19 protein-coding genes and 1 pseudogene are annotated in these 23,425 nt (G+C 63.9%); 17 read left to right on the forward strand and 3 right to left on the reverse strand.

Annotation, left to right across the window (positions count from 1 at the left end; translation table 11 throughout):
- Positions 1–23 precede the first annotated feature (23 nt).
- From BFF94_RS37605 to BFF94_RS37620, 4 genes are all read left to right on the forward strand, one after another.
- Positions 24–1,058 (forward strand): LysR family transcriptional regulator, encoded by a 1,035-nt coding sequence (locus BFF94_RS37605; protein WP_128841583.1) that lies wholly within the window; start codon positions 24–26, stop codon positions 1,056–1,058.
- A gap of 632 nt (positions 1,059–1,690) precedes the next feature.
- Positions 1,691–3,319, forward strand: coding sequence for an MFS transporter (locus tag BFF94_RS37610; RefSeq protein ID WP_128841584.1), 1,629 nt, complete (start codon positions 1,691–1,693; stop codon positions 3,317–3,319).
- A gap of 8 nt (positions 3,320–3,327) precedes the next feature.
- Positions 3,328–4,374 (forward strand): HlyD family secretion protein, encoded by a 1,047-nt coding sequence (locus BFF94_RS37615; RefSeq protein WP_219140471.1) that lies wholly within the window; start codon positions 3,328–3,330, stop codon positions 4,372–4,374.
- Positions 4,371–5,915, forward strand: a complete 1,545-nt coding sequence (locus tag BFF94_RS37620; RefSeq protein ID WP_128841585.1) for an efflux transporter outer membrane subunit — start codon at positions 4,371–4,373, stop codon at positions 5,913–5,915. Before BFF94_RS37615 ends, BFF94_RS37620 begins: the two co-directional genes overlap by 4 nt.
- Before the next feature lie 142 nt (positions 5,916–6,057).
- Here BFF94_RS37620 and BFF94_RS37625 read toward each other — a convergent pair whose 3' ends face one another.
- Positions 6,058–6,324: a hypothetical protein gene (locus tag BFF94_RS37625; protein ID WP_128841586.1), complete on the reverse strand. Its 267-nt coding sequence runs from the start codon at positions 6,322–6,324 to the stop codon at positions 6,058–6,060.
- 26 nt (positions 6,325–6,350) lie between these two features.
- On the opposite strand from BFF94_RS37625, the gene BFF94_RS37630 reads away from it, so the two are divergent.
- A complete protein-coding gene (locus tag BFF94_RS37630; RefSeq protein ID WP_128841601.1) occupies positions 6,351–7,361 on the forward strand; it encodes a bestrophin family protein in 1,011 nt (336 codons plus the stop codon).
- Positions 7,362–7,379: 18 nt separating this feature from the next.
- On the opposite strand, the gene BFF94_RS37635 is transcribed toward BFF94_RS37630, so the two are convergent.
- Complete coding sequence (locus BFF94_RS37635) at positions 7,380–7,970, reverse strand: substrate binding domain-containing protein (protein ID WP_128841587.1); 591 nt, start codon at positions 7,968–7,970, stop codon at positions 7,380–7,382.
- A gap of 1,104 nt (positions 7,971–9,074) precedes the next feature.
- Here BFF94_RS37635 and BFF94_RS37640 point away from each other — a divergent pair.
- The 10 genes from BFF94_RS37640 (at position 9,075) to BFF94_RS37685 (ending at position 21,821) form a co-directional block, all read left to right on the forward strand.
- Positions 9,075–10,397 carry a 3-dehydroquinate synthase II domain-containing protein gene (locus BFF94_RS37640; protein ID WP_128841588.1) on the forward strand — a complete coding sequence of 441 codons (1,323 nt, stop codon included), beginning with the start codon at positions 9,075–9,077 and terminating at the stop codon, positions 10,395–10,397.
- An 84-nt stretch (positions 10,398–10,481) separates the two neighbouring features.
- Positions 10,482–11,207 carry a class I fructose-bisphosphate aldolase gene (locus BFF94_RS37645; RefSeq protein WP_219140472.1) on the forward strand — a complete coding sequence of 242 codons (726 nt, stop codon included), beginning with the start codon at positions 10,482–10,484 and terminating at the stop codon, positions 11,205–11,207.
- Positions 11,208–11,262: 55 nt separating this feature from the next.
- Complete coding sequence (locus tag BFF94_RS37650; RefSeq protein WP_158061889.1) at positions 11,263–13,680, forward strand: AMP-binding protein; 2,418 nt, start codon at positions 11,263–11,265, stop codon at positions 13,678–13,680.
- A gap of 18 nt (positions 13,681–13,698) precedes the next feature.
- Positions 13,699–14,418 (forward strand): methyltransferase, encoded by a 720-nt coding sequence (locus BFF94_RS37655; protein WP_128841591.1) that lies wholly within the window; start codon positions 13,699–13,701, stop codon positions 14,416–14,418.
- A 12-nt stretch (positions 14,419–14,430) separates the two neighbouring features.
- Positions 14,431–16,224: an FAD-dependent monooxygenase gene (locus BFF94_RS37660; RefSeq protein WP_128841592.1), complete on the forward strand. Its 1,794-nt coding sequence runs from the start codon at positions 14,431–14,433 to the stop codon at positions 16,222–16,224.
- A 31-nt stretch (positions 16,225–16,255) separates the two neighbouring features.
- Positions 16,256–17,014 carry a cupin domain-containing protein gene (locus BFF94_RS37665; RefSeq protein ID WP_128841593.1) on the forward strand — a complete coding sequence of 253 codons (759 nt, stop codon included), beginning with the start codon at positions 16,256–16,258 and terminating at the stop codon, positions 17,012–17,014.
- A gap of 66 nt (positions 17,015–17,080) precedes the next feature.
- Positions 17,081–17,845, forward strand: a complete 765-nt coding sequence (locus tag BFF94_RS37670) for an SDR family oxidoreductase (protein ID WP_128841594.1) — start codon at positions 17,081–17,083, stop codon at positions 17,843–17,845.
- Between the two features lie 82 nt (positions 17,846–17,927).
- The gene (locus BFF94_RS37675; protein ID WP_158061891.1) at positions 17,928–19,643 is read left to right on the forward strand and encodes a GMC family oxidoreductase; all 1,716 of its coding nucleotides are present in this window, start codon (positions 17,928–17,930) and stop codon (positions 19,641–19,643) included.
- A 124-nt stretch (positions 19,644–19,767) separates the two neighbouring features.
- Positions 19,768–20,517, forward strand: coding sequence for an SDR family NAD(P)-dependent oxidoreductase (locus BFF94_RS37680; RefSeq protein ID WP_128841602.1), 750 nt, complete (start codon positions 19,768–19,770; stop codon positions 20,515–20,517).
- Between the two features lie 68 nt (positions 20,518–20,585).
- On the forward strand, positions 20,586–21,821 hold the full coding sequence (locus BFF94_RS37685; protein ID WP_128841596.1) for an acyltransferase family protein: 1,236 nt from the start codon (positions 20,586–20,588) through the stop codon (positions 21,819–21,821).
- Positions 21,822–22,048: 227 nt separating this feature from the next.
- Here BFF94_RS37685 and BFF94_RS37690 read toward each other — a convergent pair whose 3' ends face one another.
- Positions 22,049–22,660, reverse strand: a complete 612-nt coding sequence (locus tag BFF94_RS37690; protein ID WP_128841603.1) for a TetR/AcrR family transcriptional regulator — start codon at positions 22,658–22,660, stop codon at positions 22,049–22,051.
- 155 nt (positions 22,661–22,815) lie between these two features.
- On the opposite strand from BFF94_RS37690, the gene BFF94_RS37695 reads away from it, so the two are divergent.
- Together BFF94_RS37695 and BFF94_RS37700 are read left to right on the forward strand one after the other, a co-directional pair.
- Positions 22,816–23,028, forward strand: coding sequence for a hypothetical protein (locus BFF94_RS37695; protein WP_128841597.1), 213 nt, complete (start codon positions 22,816–22,818; stop codon positions 23,026–23,028).
- 126 nt (positions 23,029–23,154) lie between these two features.
- Positions 23,155–23,425, forward strand: a pseudogene (locus BFF94_RS37700) (sel1 repeat family protein); the annotation flags it as partial.

Here is a 23,425-nt window from a genome sequence, read left to right on the forward strand (position 1 = left end):
GGACAATATTTTGGACAACGAAAATGAACCAGCCGGAAAAATCGGAACACGGTGTTCGTCTTGGCTTGCCCAATCATGCCGAGGCGCTCTCGGCGAGCTTTGCGGCCAGCTATGCGGGCATCCTTGCATTCGTTGCCGTGGCGAGCGAGGGAAGTTTTTGCAAGGCTGCCGAACGTCTCGGCGTCGGCCGTCCGTCCGTGAGCCGGAATGTCCAGAAGCTGGAAGCGCAGTTGAGTACGCGGTTGTTCCAGCGAACCACGCGCACGACTCAACTGACGTGCGAGGGGCAGCGCTTCTACGAGAATTGCCACCAGGGCGTTGCACAGATCGTGGAGGCCATGAACGACATGCTGGAGCTACGGCAGGGGCCGCCGCGTGGCCCCATTCGCATCAGTTCGGAGGTCGAGTTTGGCAGAAAGGTCGTTGCGCCGCTGCTGGGAAAATTTGCGAAGGCGTATCCCGACATCGTTATCGATCTGCTGCTCTGCGACCGGCCGATCGATTTTGTGTCGGAAGGGATCGACGTCTCGTTTCGCAACGGCCGTATCGAGGACTCCAGCATCATTGCCCGCCAACTGGTCCCGATGCAGATGGCGCTTTGTGCCGCGCCGTCGTATGTGGAAACGCATGGCCTCCCGCAGAGCCTGGAGGACCTGGACCGGCACGAGTGTATCAATTTTCGTTTTTCCGGCGGCCGCATATCTGAATGGGAGTTCAATGTCGACGGCCGCGTGCAGAAGTACATGCCGACTGCACGTCTGACGTTCAACGACACCGATCTGGTGTTGCGTGCGGTAATGAACGGGGCGGGTATTGCACAGCTGGCCGGCTATCAGATCCGCGACCATATCGCATCCCGGAAACTGGTCGTCGCGTTGGCAAACCACATGCCTGCCGATCGCGGACACTACATCTGCTATCTCAGTCGGCAACATCTGCCGACGCGCATTCGTCTCTTCATCGACTTCATGACCGAACAGATACGCGCACTGGACCTGCACTGCATGACCCAGGGCACTCCGGGCAGCGCGGACTCGTTGGCGGGATTGGTGGCATGAGCATTTCGATAAGTGATGCAATCTGATTAGGATGACGAAATCGATGCGTTGCCTTGAGGGCTTGTAGAACATGAAGGGAATCTATCGACAGCCATGTTCGATGGAGGCCATGTTCATGATGCCGGCCGCTGTTCATCACGGATCGAAAGAGTGCCTGCGAGTGACAGTTCGCGGTGTGCGGCGCCTGTCGACCGAGCCGGGTGACGAACGCCGACGCAGGGAAGCGTCCGCGTGATTCCGTGCGGCGCGAATCAGCATGCGTCATGGCTGCGGCCCGGGAAGCACTGCGCCGATCGCTTTGGCACAGTGCTTCGCCAATTGCCCGGCGACCGGAATCGCTCCATCCATCGCCGTCCTTTTCTTGCAAGTGCTCGACCGCTTCTGATTGATGTCAGGACGGCAACACCATCGTGGCGTACGCGTGTCTACCGCCATACGTGATGCCCACTTATTCTGACTTGGTGCGGAGCTTTGCCGCATTGGATCTGAACAAGGCGAACCGAGCTTGAACAGTTCGGGTCTTTCCCATCGACATCGTGGCCTCGCGTCTGCGGGCCGCGTCATCTGCATACCCACTATGTGTCGCCTGAAGAGCGTCGCGCTCGCGATGCGCATTGCCGAGGTCGCTGCCCGTGAATGAGCAGACGCTTTCCGCTGGCCATCAGACGCTTGATGCCGGCGCACGCCCCGCGGCATCTGCGCCACCGTACCCGTTCGATTTCCGACTGGCGGTGGGGCTCGTCGGCATTCTTGTCGCGTCGCTTTCGTCCGGGCTCAACAACCGCGTGACCGACGTTGCGTTGCCGGACTGGCGTGGAATCATGGGCATGGGACACGACGAGGGCACGTGGATCTCAGCCGTCTACGAAGCCGGGGAAGTGTCCGGGATGATGGTGTCGGCGTGGTTCGGCATCACGCTGTCGTTCAGGCGATTTGCGATCGGCGTGGCGCTCGCATTTGCGGCATTGGCAGCCGTCTTCCCGTTCGTGAGCAGCTATCCGTGGCTTGTATTTCTGCGGTCGCTCCAGGGATTCGTCGGCGGATTGTTGCCGCCCTTGCTGATGACGGCCGCACTCCGGTTCCTTCCGCCGGCGATCAGGCTTTACGGGATGAGCGGCTACGCGCTGACAGCCACGTTCGGACCGAATCTCGCGACGCCGCTCGCCGCGTTGTGGACGGACAAGGTTGGCTGGCAATTCGTCTACTGGCAGGTCATTCCGCCTTGCGTGCTGGCTGCCGCGCTGATGGCATGGGGCCTGCCGCAGGACCCGGTCCGGCTTGAGCGGTTCAAGCAGTTCGACTGGCGAGGCGCGATCCTGGGCTGCGGCGGCGTCACCATGCTCGTTCTGGCGCTTGCACAAGGCGAGCGGCTGGACTGGTTCGCGTCGCGGCTGGTCGTGACCTTGCTCGCGGGCAGTGCGCTCTCGCTGACCTTGTTCTTCGTCAACGAGTGGCACCATCCGTTGCCGCTCTTCAAACTGCAAATGCTTGCCCGGCGGAATTTTTCGCACGGTCTGCTCACGCTTGCGGGCATCCTCGTCGTGTTCATGTCCGCGTCGGTGTTGCCTGCTGCTTATCTGTCGGAGGTGCGAGGTTATCGCCCGCTCGAAATCGGACCGCTGACACTCACGATCGCGATTCCCCAACTGATCGCCGCGCCGTTTGCCGCGATGCTTTGCAATTTCCGCTGGCTCGACAGCAGGATCGTGCTTGCCACCGGCCTCGCGTTGCTGTCGGGCGCGAGTTTCGCGGGTTCCTTCGTGACCTCCGACTGGATCCGCGACAACTTCTATCTGCTGCAAGCGATGCATGCGCTGGGCCAGCCGCTGGCCGTCCTGCCGGTTCTCATGGGAGCGACGGGCACGGTGCAGCCGCCGGAGGGGGCGTTCGCGTCCGCGATGTTCAATACGACTCGCGGTCTGTCGACCGTGGTGGGCGCGACGCTGGTGGAATCGCTGATGACCCGCCGCGAGCATTTCCATTCGAACGTGCTGGTCGACCAGATCGGCCGACGCCTTCATCTGTTGTCGCAGTTCGGCGGAGGCGATGGAACGTCGGCGCTGCTGTCGCCATCGGGGGGGCCGCTGTCGCGCGAAAGCTGGCACCTGTTTGCCGGGCAAGTGAGGCATCAGGCGCTCGTCTTGAGCGTTGCCGATGTCTATCTGACGCTCACGGCACTCGCGATCTCGCTGATCGCATTGCTCCTGCTGCTGCCCGGGCGGGCTTACCCGCCTGGCGCACAACCTGGTTCTGCCACGTAAAGATCATCATGAAGAAGACACTCCTCCTGCAGATTGCGGCGGCGGCCGTCGTGCTGCTCGCCGGGTTCGTCGCGCTCCGCGGCGCAGGACAGTTCGGCCACGGCACCGAGGTCACCGACGATGCGTATGTCGCCGCGGACTTCACGCTGGTGGCACCGAAGGTCTCGGGACTGATCTCGAAAGTCGCGGTAGAAGACAACCAGCACGTTCGCGCGGGCGACCTGCTGGCGCAAATCGACGGCCGCGACTTCGAGGTGGCGCTCCGGAACACCCGGAGCGAGCTCCAGGCGGCGCAGGCGCGACTCGAAAACGTGCAGGCCCGTGCCGTCAGGCAGCATGCGTTGATCGAGCAGGCGGTGGCGGCCGTGCATGCCGACGACGCCGCGCTCGTGTTCGCCGGGCAGAACGCGAAGCGGTACGAGGTGTTGTCCCAACAGGGCGCGGGCACCCAGGAGCAGCGGCAACAGACGAGCTTCACGCAGCGACAGCAGGCCGCCATTCGGGAGCGCGACGCCGCGGTGCTGTCGGCCGCGCAGAAGGAGCTCGGCGTGCTGGCCAGCGAGGATGCCGAAGCAAGGGCGGCTGTCGAGCGGGCGAAGGCGGCCGTCGAACAGGCGAAGCTCAATCTTTCCTATACGACGATCGTCGCACCGGTCGACGGCGTCGTGGGGCGGCGTGACGTGCGGGTCGGTGCGTACGTGAGCCCGGGCACCACGTTGCTCGCGATCGTGCCGCTCGCGCAAGCCTACGTCGTGGCCAATTTCCGCGAGGTGCAGCTGACCCGCATGAAGCCGGGGCAACGCGTACAGGTGCGCGTCGATGCGATGCCCGACGTGGTGCTGGCCGGCCGCGTCGAGAGCATCGCGCCGGCCACCGGACTGACGTTCGCGCCGATCGCACCGGACAATGCCACCGGCAATTTCACGAAGGTTGTCCAGCGCCTGCCGGTCAAGATCATCCTCGATGAGGGGCAGCCCGGCGCGGCGCGTCTCAAGGTCGGCATGTCCGTCGTACCGAGCATCGACGTGAGCGCGCGCGCCGGAGAGGTGCGATGAGCACTTTCAGGTCTCTTGTCGCGACCGCGATCGCGGCGCAGGTCGCGGTGCTGCTCGGCGGCTGCATGGTCGGTCCCGACTTCGTCAAACCGGATCCCCGGGCACCCGCCGCATGGCGCGATCACGTGAAGGACGAAAGCGAAGGCCGGCCCGTCGTGCGTGCACCGGATCCTCGGTGGTGGACGATGTTCGGCGACCCGATTCTCGTGGGGCTGGTCAGCCGGGCCGCGGCGCAGAACCTCGACATTCAGGTCGCAACGAATCGGCTTCAGCAGAGTCGCTGGGAGCGCCGTATCGTGAGCGCGGCCGGTCTGCCGTCTGTCGGCGCGAATGCAAACGCGCAGCGCCTGGGCGCCAGCGAGCATGGATTGATGAGTCTGACCGGAGTGGGTTCGCAACCGCCGGCAGCCGCGCTCGCCAACGGTGTCGGCAACGGTGTTGCAGGGATTGGCGGCGCCGACATCAGTGCGCCGCTGAACCTTTACCAATACGGATTCGACGCAATCTGGGAACTCGACATCTGGGGGAAAACGCGACGCAAGGTCGAAGCGTCCGACGCGCTCAGTACCGCGTCGGACGAGGTTCGCCACGGCGTGATCCTGTCCGTCATCAGCGAGACTGCATCCGGCTACGTGGAGTTGCGTACGGTCCAGGCAACGCTGGGCGACACGCGGGAAACCCTCGGGCTCGCCCGGCGGAGCCTCGAGCTGACGGAGCATCGTCGCGATGCAGGGGCGGCCACGTCACTCGACGTGTCGGAGGCTGCCGCACAGGTTCGAGCCGTCGCGGCGCGGATCCCGGATCTGGAATCCCGGGAAGGGCGGTTGATCAACGCGTTGAGCCTGCTGCTCGCCGAGGCCCCCGGCGCACTGGAAAACGAACTGAGGGCGGCGCAGCCGATCCCTCCCGTGCCGTCGGACGTGCCGATCGGTCTGCCTTCCGAACTGGCGCAGCGCCGGCCCGACATCCGCGAGGCGGAGGCGCGCCTGCATGCGGCGACCGCCGGAATCGGCGCGGCCAAGGCGGATTTTTACCCGTCGATAACGCTGAGCGGCAGCTTCGGGATGCAGTCGCTGAACTTCGCGACTCTGGGGACGTGGGCTTCGCGCCAGTTCGCGGTCGGACCGACCCTCAACCTGCCGATCTTCGAAGGGGGACGGCTGAAGGGCATGCTGCATCTGCGGGAGGCGCAGCAGCGAGAGGCGGCGTTGAATTACCAGAAGACCGTGCTGACGGCCTGGCACGAGATCGACAACGCGTTGATCGATTTCGACGCCCGGCAGCGGCAGCGCGACAACCTCGGCGCGGCGCTCGACCACAGTCGTGCGGCCTACGACGCGGCGGTTGCGCGGTACAAAGCGGGGGCGAGCACCTTCCTCGACGTGCTCGTGCTCCAGCAGGCGCTACTTGACGCGCAGACGCGCTGGGTCACCGCGAGCGGCGACGTGTCACTGACCGCGATTCGTCTCTACAAGGCGCTTGGAGGCGGGTGGGAGCGTTTCTCGTCGCCTGGTACGGAGCAAGAAGCGCCGAATTCTTGAAACCGGCAGGGACTTCTGCCGGTCGGGATTGATGCCATTCAGGCAACACCGAGAGCATCTTCGCGTATCTAGTGCAAAGTTGGCGGCCATCCTACGATTCGCTCCGTGTCGGGCAACCGCGATCGCAAAAACGGCATTGCCTTCAGCGCCGACATGAATCGATACGATGGCTTGGCTTGAGCGTTTGAGCTGCCGGTAGGGCGATTCCGTCCTCAACCGGAATATCGAGCATGAAGCCGGGGCTTTTCCTGGTCCCTGGCGACGCAACCCGTCGAGATTCGAGGCCGGGTGGTGTCCTGGCGTAGTCATCGCCGCGCCGTTCGGCCTGTATGAAACTCCGGCACGAGAAGCGGACGTTGCCAGAAGCGGGTTGCTTGGCGACAGCATCCCGATCCTCGATCTTGTCCACTGCAGTTCCATGACGAGATGTACACCATGCACCTGGGAAAATCGTACACATTATCCGAATTTGTCTTCTGGTCGAGACGGCAACTTTATGCGTTGCTCCCATGCGGCGCGTTGCCGATTGTTCTTTACCAGTTCCTCGGGCTGAAATGGTTGTCGGTCCCGCTGTCCATTGTGGTATTGCTGGGCACCGCCACGTCGTTCATCGTCGGTTTCAAGAATGTGCAGACCTACAACAGGGCCTCGGAGGCGCAGCAGATCTGGACGAACATCCTGAATGGCAGTCGGTTCCTGGGAGTCATAAGCCGGGATTTCCCGGCAGGGAGGGCAGCAGGCCGTGAGCTCGTGTTGCGGCATTGCGCGTGGCTGACGGCGCTCCGCTATCAACTCAGAGCCCCAAGGATCTGGGAAAGCATGGGCAAAGCATCCAACCTGGAGTACCAGAAGAAGCACTATCGGGTGCCGGAGTGGGACACGCCATTGAAACAAGTGCTCGCTCGGTATGTGTCACAGGCCGAGATCGAACTGATTCTGCGGGCGGAAAACAAGGCGACATGGTTGCTGGCATCGCAATCCGCGACGATCAAGCGATATCGCGAGACTGGAGAGATTGATGACAATTTCTATATGGAATTTGGAAGATCGATCAAGGGCTTTTTTGAGCAGCAAGGGCAGGCGGAACGTATAAAGGACTATCCGTATCCCAGGCAATACGCGGTCATCAACAAATTGTTCGTTCGTTCATTTTGTCTTCTTCTTCCTTTCGGAATACTGACTGAATTCGAAAAGCTAAACAGCAGCGTGTCGGGTTTCATGCATGACAACATGATCTGGCTGGTCATTCCCTTCAGTGCGATGATCTCCTGGATGTATCTTGTGCTGGAGCAGGTTGGCGAAAGCACGGAGAACCCGTTCGAAGGAAACGCGAACGATGTGCCTATTGCACAGATCTGCCGGAAGATCGAACGCGAGCTCATGGACATGCTTGGCGAGATGAATCAGGCCTCCGAGCCGGAGCCCGATCATTGCATCGTTCTCTAGCCTCACACCTCCGATAAGTCACGCGATACCGTCCGGGTAGCAGAGGAAAATGCCGTCATCCTCAGGCGCGTACTGTGACAGGCAACGGATCATTCTCCCTTCGGCAAGCGGTCCGCAAACCTGATAGGCGGGCAGTTGCGCTATGCCGAACCCGTCGAGCGCGGTCTGCACGATCAGACCGGTATCGTTGAACGTGTGCGGCTCGATGGGGCTGCACCATCGGGTGAGAGGGTCGACCTTGAATGTCCATGCCTCGATACTCCCGGATTCGGCACGAAAGCTGATGCAGCGATGGTGGGCGATCTCGCCGACATGTCCTTGCAACCCATGCATCCGTGCATGGACGCGCGAAGCGCAGACGACCAACTGTCGCGGCATCAACTGGCGCGCGACGACACTATTGTCCGCTACAGGATTTTCGCGAATACAGACATCGATGTGGTCCGCAATGAGATCGACGAGACTATCGCTCAACAGCAGCTCCACAGTGATGTCCGGATATCGCGCGTGAAAGTCGCTCGACAGCGGCACCACAATCTTGCGGCCGAATCCCGGCGTGGAGAGGATGCGGAGATGGCCGCCGGGTGGATCTACGGAACTGTTTCGCATATCTCTTCACGCGTGTGTGACGAGGCTCGCGGATGGCCCGTCGACACCGATGGGTTCTGCCGATTGCTTGATCCACCGCCACAATCACCTGGTTGACTGCATTTTGTTAGCGGCTGCCGGCATGCATCCCTTGAAGTAAAGAGTGCAACGAGGGCGGTTAACACCAGCTGGTCGCCACGCTTTCGCCCACATCGCAATCCGGGAGTCGAGATTTTTGAGATCAATAATTCGTCTATGCGTCAATAGTGTTCTTGCTCTTTCATCCCAACAAATTTTTTTGCGATGGTATTCAATTGCGGCGCTACTTGCATTTACACTAGCGACGCGATGTCGATGAAGTTGAAGGAATGTTAACAATCCATTGGATAGAGTATTGACCGCGCGAAATGGATGCGCGTTTGTGTTGAAATAACTAAAAGATGGAGTGCATTAAATCGATTTTGGAAACTAATAGAATTTTAGCATCGCGGATAACTAATGAGACCATTGTTTCGCTATATGAGACGATGTGCGCACCCAGGGTTGCGCAAAGGACGATGACCTGCTGATGAGAGACGGCAGGGTGAAACGAGAAAGGCATGCCTGACAGGGGCGGCGCGCATGCTGGCCCGGAAGGCGACTTGCTGACGAACTAATCACCGTGGATTCGTTGAAAGCTAAATTATTTTACTAATTTAGTGATGCTGATTGTCTATTGAAAACTGAGAGTGCGTAATTTTTCGATAACTGAATCGAGTGCGCGAGATTTTCAGGCGAGTCAATGATGAATGAATCACCGCAAATCTGCTGGGTGGTTGAATTTTTTGATTCGTCAAATATACCGAATAACGGATACATATTTTTCAGTTGCCGTAAAAGTTACATATGTTATCCGCGGGAGACAATTGGCTTTACTCCAGATCGCATGGCGGCGGCAATCGCTGCATTGCGGCGGTGCCTGAAACACGAACCACCGAAGGAAATACTGATTTCCGATAACAAGATTGATCGTGTATCGCAGCTGGGGATGCCCTGCGAACTGATTCAGGTTTGAGCGCTGACAGTTCGCGGTATGGCGCCTGCAGACGCGCTGTGACTTTGTTTATCCACCTGGAGATGATGCGTATGAGCAATGCGAGCGTGACAACGAAGATCAAGGAAGCGCCGGCATCGAAGGAACCGGTGGCGATTCCGGCACCATTCGAGACACAGGAAACGGTCGCGAAGCGAACGTCAGTGAAGCTGACCAACGTGTTGGCGAACGGCCAGTCGAAGCGTGCGTCCCTGGACGGGCAACTCGTGTGGTACGACACGGCGCAACTGGCCAGGCCGCATCCCGACGACAGCATGTTCGTGCGGGTTATCAATTCGCTGTATAGCGGCGTGGTGGTCTACCCGGAAAACGCGGCCAACCTGCTGCCGGCCATTCCGACCCGGATGAGAGTCGTGCTCCGCTTGCGCAATGCCGCGGACGTCAAGGCGTTTCGCGAAGGCCCGCTGTTCGCCGAGTTCAAGGACGACGCCAAGCGCCTGCGCATCGTGGCCAGCGCGGATATCGCGGTGCTGAAGCAACTGGGTTCGGAGGGCGTTTCGACCTGTTATACGAGCTACGTGGACGATCGCGACAGCCTGCTTGGTTCCATCAACGACGGGCTTGCGTTCGACTATCTGTGGATCCGTTTCCGTGACCCGACCAACATTCCGCTGGAACTGGTGATCGCTTCGCTGCAGTCGACGGGCACGATCCTGATGAAGGAGATCAACGAGCCGACCAATGTCGACGACGCGATCGTGTCGTACGGCGTGATGGAGTACGGCGCGGAAGGCGTGATTTTCTCGCCGCGCGACCATCAGGCGATGACGTCGTTCCTCGAGCAGATGGCGGACGCGGAACACGAGAACCTGTCGATCCAGACCGGCACGGTGATCGAGAGCCGCCCGGTCGGAATGGGCTACCGCGCATGCATCGATACGTCGACGCTGTTCGCGCCGGACGAGGGGATGCTGGTGGGCAGCACGTCGCAAGGTGGCCTGCTGGCCTGTCCGGAAGTGTTCTTCCTGCCTTACATGGAATTGCGTCCGTTCCGCGTCAACGCCGGGGCCGTGCATTCCTATGTCTTCAATACCGGCAATCGTACCGATTACATGAGCGAGCTCAAGGCGGGCTCGCCGGTCATGATCGTGAATTCGAAAGGCCGGGTGCGGCGCGCGACGGTGGGCCGGATGAAGATCGAGCAGCGCCCGTTGCGTCTGATCGAGGTGGAGTTCCCGGGCAAGGAGCGCGTCAACATCCTGATGCAGGACGACTGGCACGTGCGCGTGTTTTCCGACGCCGCCAAGCCGCTCAACATCTCGGAACTGAAGCCGGGCGACAAGGTACTGGGCTACGTGACGGAGCCGGGGCGTCACGTGGGAATCAAGATCAACGAGACGATCATCGAAAAGTAGGAGACGTCGATGGGCTACGTCGGTAGAAAACTGAGAGAGCGCCGGATCCTGTTTCCGGATTCGCAGCGCGGGCTGATCGTGCCGGTGGACCACGGGCTGACGCTGGGTCCGATCGCCGGTATCCAGACGACGGAGACACTGGAAGGCTGGGTCGGAAGCCCCGACCTCAGCGCAGTGCTCGGCCACAAGGGGCTGGTCGAACGCCTGATCGTGCGCCAATGCCTGCACCCGGCGACGGGCGTGATCGTGCATCTGAACGGCATGGCGAGCCTCTCGCCCGATGCGGACACGAAGGTGATGGTGTCCGATATCGACGCGGCGTTGAAGCTGGGCGCGGACGCGGTATCGATTCAGGTGAACTTCACGGCCGGCAATTTCGCGCACAACTTCGCGATGCTCGGCGCGGTGACGGACGCGGCGCATGCCGCCGGGCTGCCGTTGCTGACGATGCTGTACGACAAGGTGAAGGCGCCGACCGCCGGGGAACGAATGGTACGCCTGCATCACCTTGTGCGAGTGGTGACCGAGCTGGGCTCGGACGCCGTGAAGCTCGCGTATGCGTCGGTGGACGAGATCGAGCAGTTGGCTTCCGTGCACGGGCGTGACATCCGGATCTTCTTCGCGGGCGGCGAAAAGGCGGACGAGGAGGTGCTGGTCGCGATGTCGCAGGCCGCGATCCGGCATGGTGCGACCGGCCTCTGCATCGGCCGGAACGTGTTTCAGCACGCACGGCCACGGGTCCTCCTCCGGAGACTGGCGGACTGTGTGAAAGGTCGGTCCGAGAAGGTGGCCGAACTCGATATCGCGTGATTGCGTTTGCCGTGCCAACGAGGCACGGCCGTGGAGAACCAATTCGATGAATGCAATGAACGATCAACCGGCGGCGGGGCAGGCCATTGCCGACCACACGCAGTTGTCCCAGCTTTGGGCGGACATGTTTCCGGACGGGCTCCTCGAGGAGCTGAGTGCCAATCCGTTTCTCGCGGCTTGCCGAGAAGGCACCGTCAGCGATGCGCAATTGCGCGGGTTCCTGATTCAGCACCACTATTATTCGCAGTACTTCACACGTTACCTGTGCTCGCTGATGGGCGGCCTGACCGAGGCGAGCGAGTTCAAGGCGCTGTCGCACAACCTGGCCGAGGAATTGCTGGGCGAAGGCACGGACCAGGTTTCGCACGCGGAACTGTATCTTCAGTCGATGGACGCGATGTCGGCGCCGCCGCGCAGCCTGCCGATGCTGTCGAGCACGCGCGCGCTGATCGACGTCATGTTCCACTATTGCCGCGGCACCGATCCGCTGGACGGCCTGGCCGCGTTGTGCCTCGGCGCGGAGGCGATCGTGCCGATCGTCTACGGTCCGATCCTGGCCGCCATGCGGCATCGCGATGCGCCGCCGCAGGCCACGCGATTCTTCCAGATTCATGTCGAGGAGGACGAGCAGCACGCGATCGTGATGCGCGAAATCATCGACCGGATGCTGGTCGAGAAGCCCTACCGGCGCGCGCGCGTGATCGCGGTCGGCGAAGAGATGGTGCGGCGCCGGATGGCGATGCTGAGCGACCTGCTGTCGTATCCGGGCGAGGACGCGCCGGCCGCGGATGCCCGCTTGTCCGAGTCCGGACTGGCCACGCTGCGCGCCGATGCGTCGCTGGGAAGCGGTAATTTCATCGATCAGTGCCTCGCGCTGAATTCGGCGAAGGATGTCGAATTCCTGCGGCTGGACAAGCCGGTGAGTTACGGCGACGGTGCGCCGGTATGGGCCTTCAGCCTCGCGACCCTGCAGCAGTATCGCGCCGCGCTGGCGGACTGGTACCTGGGCCAGGGCGTGGGCCGCGGGGACGTGGTGGCCGTCTGCGTGGAGGACGGCATTGCGCCGTTTCTCCACTACCTGGCGCTGACGAGCCTCGGCGCCGCGATCGCGCTGATCAATCCCGCGATGCCGGCCGACGTGGGGGCCGCGTACATGAGCGAGAACGGTTTCGACACGCTGGTGGCGGACACGCATACGCAGGCGACGAGCGCGTTCGTGCAGCGCTGGAGTGCATCGAATGCGGGGCGGTTGGTGGACGTGTCGCGTGCGGCGTTGCGGCGCGACGCGCGTTTGCCGGACGGGTGGCCGGTGGCGCCCGAGGATTCGACGCTGGTGATGCTGAGCCATACGTCGGGCACGACCGGGATACCGAAAGCGGTGCGCTTCGAGCACCGGCAATTCTTCATGGGCAAGCGGGCCCGCATCGGGCGCTTCGCCGAGGGCCCGGACGAGCGGCTGCTGGCGGCGCTGCCGCAATCCCATTCAGCGGCGATCAGTCATCTCGAAACCGCCGTGCTGCACGGCATTCCGACCTACGTGATGGGGACGCAGGAAGGCGACGCGGTGCGCGCGGCCATCCGCGCGTTCCGCCCGACCACGGTCGTGGCGTTCCCGAAGAGCTACATGCAACTGGTCGAGGGCGGCGTCGGCGAGCGTGAATTCGACTCCGTCCGGCGCTGGTTCAGCATGGGCGACGCGGCGCACCAGAGCCATACGCGCCGCCTCCTGGTCGGCGCGCCGGAATCGCGCTTCATCGACGCGTTCGGCAGTTCCGAACTGGGCATGGCGCTGTTCCGCTGTGAATCGACCGCGGCCGCGCTGGCGCCGCGACGCGCGATCGGCCGGCCGGTGGATATCGCGGTCGCGAAGATCCTCGATCCGGTGACGGGTCATGAAGTGGCGCCGGGTCAGCGCGGCCTGCTCGCGGTGCGCTCGCCGACGATCACGTCGGGGTACTGGCAGCAGCCGGCGCGTACGGCCGGCGCATGGCACGGCGGCTATTTCCTGACCGGCGACGTGGCGTACTGCGAGGACGGCATCTTCTATCAGATCGACCGCGAGGTCGATGTGGTCGAAACGACCGCAGGCCGGCTCTACACGCTGCAGCTCGAGGAAGTGGCCCAGCAGGTGGACGGCGTGTGCGACGTGGCCGTGGTCGGCGTGGGCGGCGGCGCCGATGATCCAGCGCTGCTGGCGCTAGTGCTACCCGACAGGCACGCGGGCGACCCGGCGAGCGTGGCGGACGACGTGCTTGCGGTGCTGCTTGCCGAATGCGGCGAGATGCTGTCGGAGCGCGGCGTGGCCGTGGCGATCGTGCGTAATTTGGCGTTCCTGCCGGTGGGCGCGACCGGCAAGGTACTGAAGCGGCTGCTGCGCGACTCGGCGGGCGCGCTGCTGCGGCATGCCTCGGACGGTGTGGTCGGGACGCGCGACGTCCTTTACGTTGCGCGCGGATCGGCCGCGCGCGTTTGATCGAAGGATAAGGGACACATGAACAATCAAGACTACGAATCCGACGCATTCACATCGGTGCGGCACAGACTGGCTGCCGCCGAAGCGGACGCCTTTGTCCATTACGTGTGTGAAGGTCGCAGTTTCGCAGTGCATGCAGGGGTATTCCCGCCGACGCATTTCCAGTCGACGGGCATCTTTACCCGGCACTTGCCGTATCGCGATGGGGGCAGCTTTCTCGAAATCGGCTGCGGCGCAGGCGTGACGTCGGTGATGGCCGCGATCTCCGGTTGCGCGCGAGTCGTCGCCGCGGACATCAGTGAGGCAGCGGTGCGCAATACGCAGGAAAACGTGCGGTTGCACGGCGTGGCGGACCGGGTGTCGACGCGGCACGGCGATTTGTTCGACGTATTGGAGCCCGGCGAGCGATTCGACCAGATCTTCTGGAATTCGAACTTCGTCTTCGTGCCGGAAGATTATGTGTTCGAGCAGCCGATCCTGCAGGCGTTCTGCGACGCGGGGTACCTCGCGCATCGCCGGTTCCTGCGCGAGGCGTCGCGGCACCTGACGCCGGACGGGGAGTTGCTGATCGGCTTCAGCAGCCTCGGCGACGAACGGGCGCTGGCAGAGATGCTTGCCGAACACGACTACTCGTCGACGATCGTGGCGTCCGCCTATGGCGAGGGAGCCAGCGCGCACCGGTACGACATCCTGCGATTGTGGCCGGGCAGGCAGGTGTCCGCGGCCGACGCGGCATGACGCGGAGCGTGCATGTCGAACGTCGCATCTGAAGCGCGCCTGCTGGCCGGACCGACGCGCGAGCGTCCCGTGGCCATCGTGGGTGGCGGCCCGGTGGGGCTGTTGCTGGCGCTGTTCCTCGATCGCCACGGCATCGCGTCGGTCGTGTTCAACAGGGAGCTCGACAGCCGCTGGCATCCGAAAGGCAGCACGCACAATTCCCGCACGATGGAGCACTACCGCCGCCTCGGTATCTCTGATGCCGTGCGTGCGCTGGGCTTGCCCGCCGATCATCCGCGCGACGTCGCGTATTTCACGCGGCTCGCCGATTGGGAGCTGACGCGGCTCGCGATGGGTTCGGAGCGCGAACGGATGCATGCGGCACGAACCGCGGACGATGCCGACCAGGTGCCCGAGCCGCTGCTGCGCACGAACCAGATGTACGTGGAGCAGTTCCTGCTCGCCCATGCGCGCACCCGGCCGAACATCGACCTGCGGTTCGGCTGGTGCGTGAGCCGGTTCGAGCAGGATGCGGCGGGCGTCACGCTCGACGCGGAAGCAACGGACGGCTCGGTGCCGGGCGAGCAATGGCGGGCCGCGTACCTGGTCGGCTGCGATGGCGGACAGAGTTTCGTGCGGCGCGCGCTCGGCATCTGCTATCTCGGCCCGAGCGGCGCGAGCGACGGGTTTCTCAGTGGCCGGATGCTGTCGAGCCACGTGCGGATTCCCGCGCTGCATCGCGAACTGCTCAAAGGGCGCGAATCATGGATGTACAACGTGATGGCGCCCGGTTCGCGGATGCTGCTGATCAGTCTCGACGGTGCGGACGAATTCCTGCTGATGTCGAAAGCGGATGACGAGGACACGCTGCCGGACGACGCGACGGTGATTCGCCGGATTCGCGAAGGCGTCGGCCGGCCGGTCGAGGTGGAGGTGCTCGCTCACGCACCGTGGCAGGGCGGCGTCGCGCTGGTTGCGCAGCGTTACTCGGAAGGGCGCGCGTTCCTCTGCGGCGACGCCGTTCACCTGTTCTCGCCAACGGGCGGCTTCGGCATGAACACTGGCATCGACGACGCCGCGAACCTGGCGTGGAAGCTGGCGGGCGCGGTGCAGGGCTGGGCCGGCCCGGCATTGCTCGCGAGCTACGAAGCGGAGCGCCGGCCGATCGCGCTTCGCAACACCGCGGCGGCGCGCCGGCTGACGCAGCGCGTCGGCGAGGTGCGGGTCCCGGCGGAAGTCGAGGCGACAGGCGCGCAGGGCGAAGCGGCGCGTGCGCGGTTGGGCGAGGCGCTGCAAGCGTTTCGTGCGCAGTTCGACGCAATCGGCGTGGAGCTGGGCGCGCGATACGACGGCTCGTCGATCGTCTGGCCCGACGGCGAGGCGCCGGACGACGACCCGCTGACCTACCGGCCCAGCAGCGTGCCGGGCGGCCGTCTGCCGCATCTCTGGCTGACCGGCGCGGACGGCGCGCGCCGCTCGGTATTCGACCTGCTGGGTACGGGTTTCACGTTGTTGCGGGTGGGAACGGTGGCCGAACCGCCGGCACCCGACGACGGCGTGGCGCGGCTTGTCGAGGCCGCGCGCATCCGGGCGATCCCGCTGTCGATCGCCGAGGTCGTATCGGACGCGGTGCCCGCGCTGTACGAGCGGCGCCTCGTATTGGTGCGGCCCGACCAGCATGTCGCGTGGCGAGGCGACTGCGTGCCGCGCCACGCGGGCGAACTGCTCGATCGCGTGGCCGGGCACCCGATGGATCCGCCCGCCGTTGGGCATCAGGCGCCTGGCCCCGATGACACGATCCGGCAGATGGTCGGCGCAACACGATAGTTCAACACGGAAGTTCAACTGAGGAGCGACCATGAGTGAAATGCTGGAGGAAGCACAAACGTCGACCGGGGCGGCTGATCACGCCGGCTCGCAGCAGCACCGGGCGGATTACGACGCGGAGTCGGATTGGGCGGAAGACGCGCAGGCCAACGCGGCCGCCTTCGCGCTTGTCGAGGACGACCCCGAGCCGCTGGTCGTCAACGGCGAGCCGGAGGGTGCATCGATCAAGTTCGTCCGCACCGGCGCGAGCACGGGCGGCCGGTATCTGATGGCGAAGGTCGAGATTCCGCCGGGATCGGGGCCGCCGCTGCACCTGCATACGCTGACCGACGAGTGGTTCTACGCGCCCGAAGGCGGAATCGTGATGCTGATGGGCACGAAGAAGTACAAGGATCTGGACCAGCCGCCGAACATCGCCGGGCGCGACACGATCCGGATGATTCCGATGAAGAAGGGCAGCCTCGTGTTCGGTCCGCGCAATCACATCCATGGTTTTCTCAACGTGACGGACAAGACAGTCGTCGTGCAACTGGTGTGGACGCCCGACACGCCCGGCGAGTCGCTGCTCGGTTACTTCAAGTCGATCGCGAAGCCCATGCTGCCGGGCGTCAAGGGCGCGCTGAACAATCCGATCGTGCAACTGAAGGCCGTGAGCGAGGCGCGCGAGTTCGGCATGATGTTCAGCACCGATTTCTGGAGCTACGCCGAGAAAGTCGAGGAGGGCGTTGCTCCGTTCGGCAAGAACCTGCCGGGCCTGATCAAGCTGTTCAAATCGGGCGAAGGTTCGTGAGTGAAAACGCAGCCCGGATCTCCGGGCGTGGCCTATTAATACGCAATGCTTATCAAGGTAAAGAAAATGACTCTTCTCGCTGACAAGACCGCAATCGTAACGGGCGCGAGCTCGGGTATCGGCCGCGAGGCGGCGAAGCTGTTCGCGAAAGAAGGCGCGAGCGTCGTCCTGGTCGCGCGCCGGGCGGCGGAGCTCAACGCCCTGGTCGACGAGATCGGCGGATTCGGTGGCAAGGCCATCGCGCTGGCAGGCGACGTGAGGGACGAGCGTTGCGCGAAGGAAGCCGTCGAGCTGGCCGTCGGCCGGTTCGGCGGGCTCGACGTGGCGTTCAACAATGCCGCGACGATGGGCGCGCTCGGCAGCGTCACCGACATCACGCTGGACGGCTGGCGCGACACGCTCGAAACCAACCTGACGAGCGCTTTTCTCGGCGCGAAGTATCAGATTCCGGCGTTGCTCGCGCGCAAGCGCGGCTCGCTGATCTTTACGTCGTCGTTTGTGGGTCACACGGTCGGCTTTCCGGGCATGGCGGCGTACGCCGCGAGCAAGGCGGCGCTGGTCGGCCTGACCAAGACGCTCGCCGCGGAGTATGGCCCGTCGGGCCTGCGCGTCAATGTGCTGATGCCGGGCGGAACCGACACCGAGATGGGCCGCGAGGCGGCCAGCACGCCGGAGCAGAAGGCGTTCGTCGAGAGCATCCACGCGCTGAAGCGGATGGCGAATCCGGAAGAGATCGCGAAGTCGGCGCTGTATCTCGCGTCCGACCTGTCGAGCTTCGTGACGGGAACGGCGCTGCTCGTCGAAGGCGGTGTGTCGATCACGCGCACCTGAGACGGTTGTCCGTCGGGCGGCGCCGGCGCGCCGCCCGTTCATGCCACTTCTTCCACTTCCTTCTCCAATTGCCGGGACGACCATGAGTCACGAGGGCGAGCAGCATCCGCAACATCCGCAACCGAACGATTCGGACCATCACGGCCACGGGGGCCGGCGCGCGTTTCTAGGGAAACTGGCGGCGCTGGGCGCGGGCGCAGCCGGGGTCGGCCAGTTCGGCCGTTTCATCGACGCGGCCGAAGCCAGCTCGACCGGAACGCTGCGCGACAGCTACGACTACGTCATCGTCGGCGCCGGTTCGGCCGGGTCCCTGCTGGCCGACCGATTGTCCGCGTCGGGCGCATCGGTCCTGCTGATCGAGGCGGGCAGCAACCAGCTCGGGCAGTCGAAGGTCGCACTCGTGGCCGACTGGCTGGGGAACCTCGGCAGCGATACCGACTGGGCGCGCATGAGCGTGCCGCAGGGGCAGCTCGACAGCCGCCAGCAAGCGTCGCCGGCAGGGAAGACCTGGGGCGGCTCGGGCAGCATCAACGCCATGATCTGGCTGCGCGGCGATCCGCGCGATCATCGCGCCTGGCAGCAATGCGTCGGTCCGGAATGGAACCCGGCCGAACTGAATCGCGCATACCTGCAGGTGACGCAGGCATCGCGCACCTGCGGCACCGCCACCAGCCACATCACGGTCGGCCGGTATGCCGACCAGCATCCGCTCACCACGGCCTATCTCGCGGCCGGCGTCTCGACGGGGCTCGGGCAGATCGAACTGAACGCGGGCCGGCGGCTCGACGGCACCGGCGTGACCGAAGTCAACGCCACCGCCGACGGGCGCCGTGTCGGGCCGGCGCAGGCATTCCTGGCGCCCGCGCTGACCCGCCCGAACCTGAAGATCCTGTCGAACGTCGTGGTCTCGAAGCTGGTCCTGCAGGGGACGACCTGCCGGGGCGTCGAGGTGCGGCTCGGATCGTCCGCGCTCACGATCCACGCGACCCGCGAGACGATCGTGTCGGCCGGGGCCGCCGCGTCGCCGCAGCTGCTGATGCTGTCCGGCCTCGGGCCGCTCGATCAGCTCGCTCCGCTCAATATCCAGGTGCGGCAGGACATGCCCGCCGTCGGCCGCAACTTCCACGACCACTTGCTGTTGAGCGTCACGTACAAGGCGCGCACGGCGATCGCGCCGCAGGTGTCGAACGGCGTGTCGACGATGGCGTATTACGGCGGAACGGCGGTCAGCGCGCCGACCATCCAGGTGGCTGGTATGCAGTATCCGTTCGGCGGCCCGCTCGCCCCGGGCGACGGCTACACGCTGATCCCGTTCCTCGCGAAGCCGCGCAGCCGGGGTACGGCCCGGCTCGTCAGCGCGGACCCGCGCCAGCCGCTGGCGCTCGATCCGAACTATCTGGCCGAGGCGATCGACCGCGACACGATGATCGTGGCACTCGATCGCACGCTGGACATCGGCGCGGCGCGCGCGCTTGCGCCGTATAACGGCGGGCTGCAGTCGAGTGCGCCGCTCAGGACGCGCGCGGACAAGCTTGCGTTCATCCGGCAGAACGCCGCGCCGGGACTGCATTTCGTCGGCAGTTGCGCCGCGGGCCGCGATCCCGCCACGAGCGTCGTCGATGCGCGTTTCCGGGTGTGGGGGATCCAGAACCTGCGCGTCGTGGACGCCTCGGTGATCCCGGAAGTGCCCGCGGTCAACATTCACCCGTCGGTATTGACCGTCGCGCAGCTGGCCGCGAATCAACTCGTCGCCGAGGCACGGGCAAGCGGTGCGGCGGTTTCGGCCGCGGCCTGCTGAGCCGGGCGCGTCAGACGTCCCGCCCCGGGGGCTGCCCCGGCGGCTTCGGGCGGCGCGCCCCGTGCATCGGCACGATGCGCGGCCCCTTTCCCATTCATTGCTGGAATTGCTGGAGGAATCGCGAATGAAATCACATTTGGGCAACAAAACCGCGCTGGTCACGGGTTCGTCGCGGGGCATCGGGCGTGCCACGGCGCTCGCGCTCGCGCGCCAGGGCACGTATGTGCTCGTGCATTATTCGACCGCGGCGGCAGAGGCGGAAGCCGTGGTGGCCGAAATCCGGGCGGCCGGCGGGCGCGCCGATGCGCTCTCGGCCGATCTCGGGACGGCGGACGGCCCGCATGCGCTGGCCGCCGCGGCGCGCGAGGCCCTCGACGGTCGTCTCGACATTCTGGTTGCGAACGCGGGGGTCGCCATGAATGCGTCGATCGGCGACATGGCGATCGACGATTTCGACCGGCTGTTCGCGGTCAACGTGCGCGCGCCGTACTTTCTGACCCAGCAGTTGCTGCCGTTGATGGGCGAGGGCGCCAGCATCATCCTGCTGTCGTCGCTCGGTGCGCGTTCGCCGGTGGGCGAGATCTCCGCCTACGCGGCGACGAAAGGCGCGATCGACACGCTCGTCAAGCATTTCGCCCAGGCGCTCGGCAGCCGCGGCATTCGCGTGAACGGCGTCGCGCCGGGCGTCGTCGACACCGACATGTCGGCGTTCGTGCGCAGCGAAGCGGGCCGCGAACAGGTCTTCAAGCTCCAGGCGCTGCAGCGGGTCGCGCAGCCGGAAGACATCGCCGACGTCATCGCGTTCCTGGCGTCGGACGGCGCGCGCTGGATCACCGGTGACATCGTCCAGGTCGACGGCGGCACCAAGTTGTAATCACGCGGCCCGGCGTGCCGGATCGCATTCACTGCCCCGGCTCGCCGCCCTTCCGGACGGAGGAATTCATGAAGGCATTGCCGGACAATCCGGAACTCGCGCGCATCGTGAAGCAGGCGCCGCGCAACCTGGAACTGGATCGCCTGAGGGCGATCGCGGTGCTCCTGACCTGCTACGTGCACTGGCGCCAGGTGTTCTATCCGTGGACATTCACGATGCACTTCGCCGGGCCCGCGACGCCGCTGGATCTGCTGAGCAACGCGTGGGCCGGCGTCGACCTGTTCTTCGTGATCTCCGGCTACATCATTTCGCGCACGATCGTGAGCGAATTCGATGCGCTGCGCGACAATCCGGGTTCGCTCGCGGCGCACGTCAAGGCGTTCTACGTACGTCGCGCGTTCCGGATCCTGCCGGTTGCGTGGTGCGTGATCCTGCTCGTGCTCGCCTGCGGGGCGTTCCTGAACGCGGGCGGATATTTCGCCGGCACGGTTTACAACCTGCAGGCGGCGTTGTCCATCTTCACGTACACGTTCAACTTCTGGCTGCCCGATCACAAGATCGCGCCAGGTGTGCCACTCGCGCCGTACTGGAGCCTATCGGTCGAGGAGCAGTTCTATCTCGTGTTCCCGGTATTTCTGATGCTGACGCGCTCCACGCGGCAGCGCGTGCTGATACTCGTGCTGGCGTTGGTCGCCATCTCGGTCGCGATCCGTCCGTACCTGCTTGCCGATCCGCTCAAGGTGTTCTTCTATACGCAGACCCGATGCGACGGCATGCTGTACGGTTGCCTGCTGTATCTGGCAACCACCCGGCCCTGGTTCGCCGCGATACGCGTGAGCGCCCGCGGGACAGGCTATCTCGGCGGCGTCGTTGTGCTCGTGCTCGCCTTGGTGCTGGGCTCGATCACTGCGATCGGATTCGACAACGTCGTCGCGGTGCCGGTCGTCTGTATGTTGTCGGCCGCGCTCGTGTTCCTTGCCGCATGCGAAGGCGGCGTCGTGTCGTTTCCGCAGCCGCTGCAATGGGCATTCGACTGCATCGGCCGGCGCTCTTACTCGCTGTATCTCGTGCATCTGCCCATGTTCTTCGTGACAAACGAACTGATGTTCCGGTACACGCGCGCTCACGATATCGTCATCACGGCGCGGTTGTGGCCGCAGTACACGTTGTTGATGGTGCTGCTCGTCGCCGGTATGACGGAATTGCTGTATCGCTGTGTCGAGCGACCGATGATCGTGACAGGTCGGCGTGTCGCGTCGAGCGTGACAGGGGCGGTGCAAGCGACGGTACCGAAGGCGGGGTGAGGGCAGGCTCGATGTCGTTGCGGCGGGCGAGGCGCTTGGCTCGAGTTGCCGCGACGCATCAGCCGTTATTTGCCGTCTTGCCGTGTCATCCCGGGCAGTTCCGCGATCAACTGCTCCCGATGACCGGGTTTGAACGGCTGCAACCCGCACATGGCGTAGAGCCGTGGCCAGCCCACGACGAACCGAACGGTCCGGATGAATCGCTCCGGCAGCACGGCGCACACCCGTCACGCATGTTGCGTATGGCCGTCGGCCTGCGTCGCGTGCCTGGTGCCGGCACGCATTTCCTGGTCCAGCAGCGATTTTGCGGCTTGCCACGCCCGTCCCGCAGACGCTGAATCGTTGAACGCTCTCGCTTCTACCGTCGCACCGTCCAGCAGCATCATATAGACGGCCGCCAGCCGTTTTGCCGTTTCGGGCGCAACGAGATCGGCGAGCAGTTCGGCGATCCATTCGGTCATCTTGCGGCGATAGCGGATCGCGACATCCGAGATGGGCGCATACGCGGTTCCGAACTCGGCCAATGCGCGCTCGAACAGGCAACCGGCGAATGCCGGCGTACTGAACCACGCTCCGTACCAGTCGAAGATCGTCTTGACCCGCTCGACCGGATCGGCGACGTGCCGCAGTTGCGCATCGATACTGCCCACGATCATGTCGTAACGCTGGACCAGCACCTCCCGGATCAGTTCGTCCTTGCTCGGGAAATGCCGATACAGCGTCATTCGGGCGACGCGAGAATCGTCGATGATCCAGTCGACACCGACGGGATGAAAGCCGTGCTTCGAGAACAGTTCGGTAGCTTTGTCTACCACCAACTGGCGTTTGCTGGCTCGCACGAACGGTTCCCTCCTTGATTCCTTGCGACTGCGTACATCAGGCATCTTAGCATCGTACCGCTCGGTCACATCCGGTTTCGCCACACGCCTTTCCGGTTCGACGCGTCTGCCCGCGATAGTTTCTGCAAGTTGTCTTGACTATGAGATAGACCGATATGTATCATTTGAACTCGAAAAACGAGTTTCGGTGTATCTGCTTTAAAAAAGGCTTTAAAAAAGGCGGAACGGCAGTCGGCGATTCGTCATTTGGCGGTGCTGCGGCGGGCAACGCTGCGGGATTGAGCGAATGCCGGGCGGCATGCCTGTTCGCATCGTCTTCGCCGGATTCAGACATGGCAGTGGCGTTGCAAGCCGAAAAGAGAACCTGAGAGCCCTAGGGTGCGTGTCGACGTCGGCGGATCGTATTCGCGTCGCCGCACGCAAGCCGGGTGCGCGCTCGCGGGGTTCGGATATCGCGTAGCCGCGCGGCGCAAATAAACGTGGGGAAAGCAACAATGTATCGCCGTTTACTCGTTTCGGGGCTGCTGTTGCTATTGGCCGCGTGCGCGCAGGATCCGTCCATCACCAGCAACACGGTACGGATCTGCGACGACACAGGTTGTTCCGATCGCCAAAAAGATCAGGTCTCCTATCAAAAAAGGGGCGATTCGGAAGATCGGGAAGATCCGCGCATCGCCGCGCTCAAGCAAACCGCGAAGACCCAGCCGAAGGCCGCCTACGACCTCGGCCTGCGCTATTTCCGCGGCGACGGCGTACGCCAGGACA

Source organism: Burkholderia catarinensis (assembly GCF_001883705.2).
Classification (GTDB): Bacteria; Pseudomonadota; Gammaproteobacteria; order Burkholderiales; family Burkholderiaceae; genus Burkholderia; species Burkholderia catarinensis.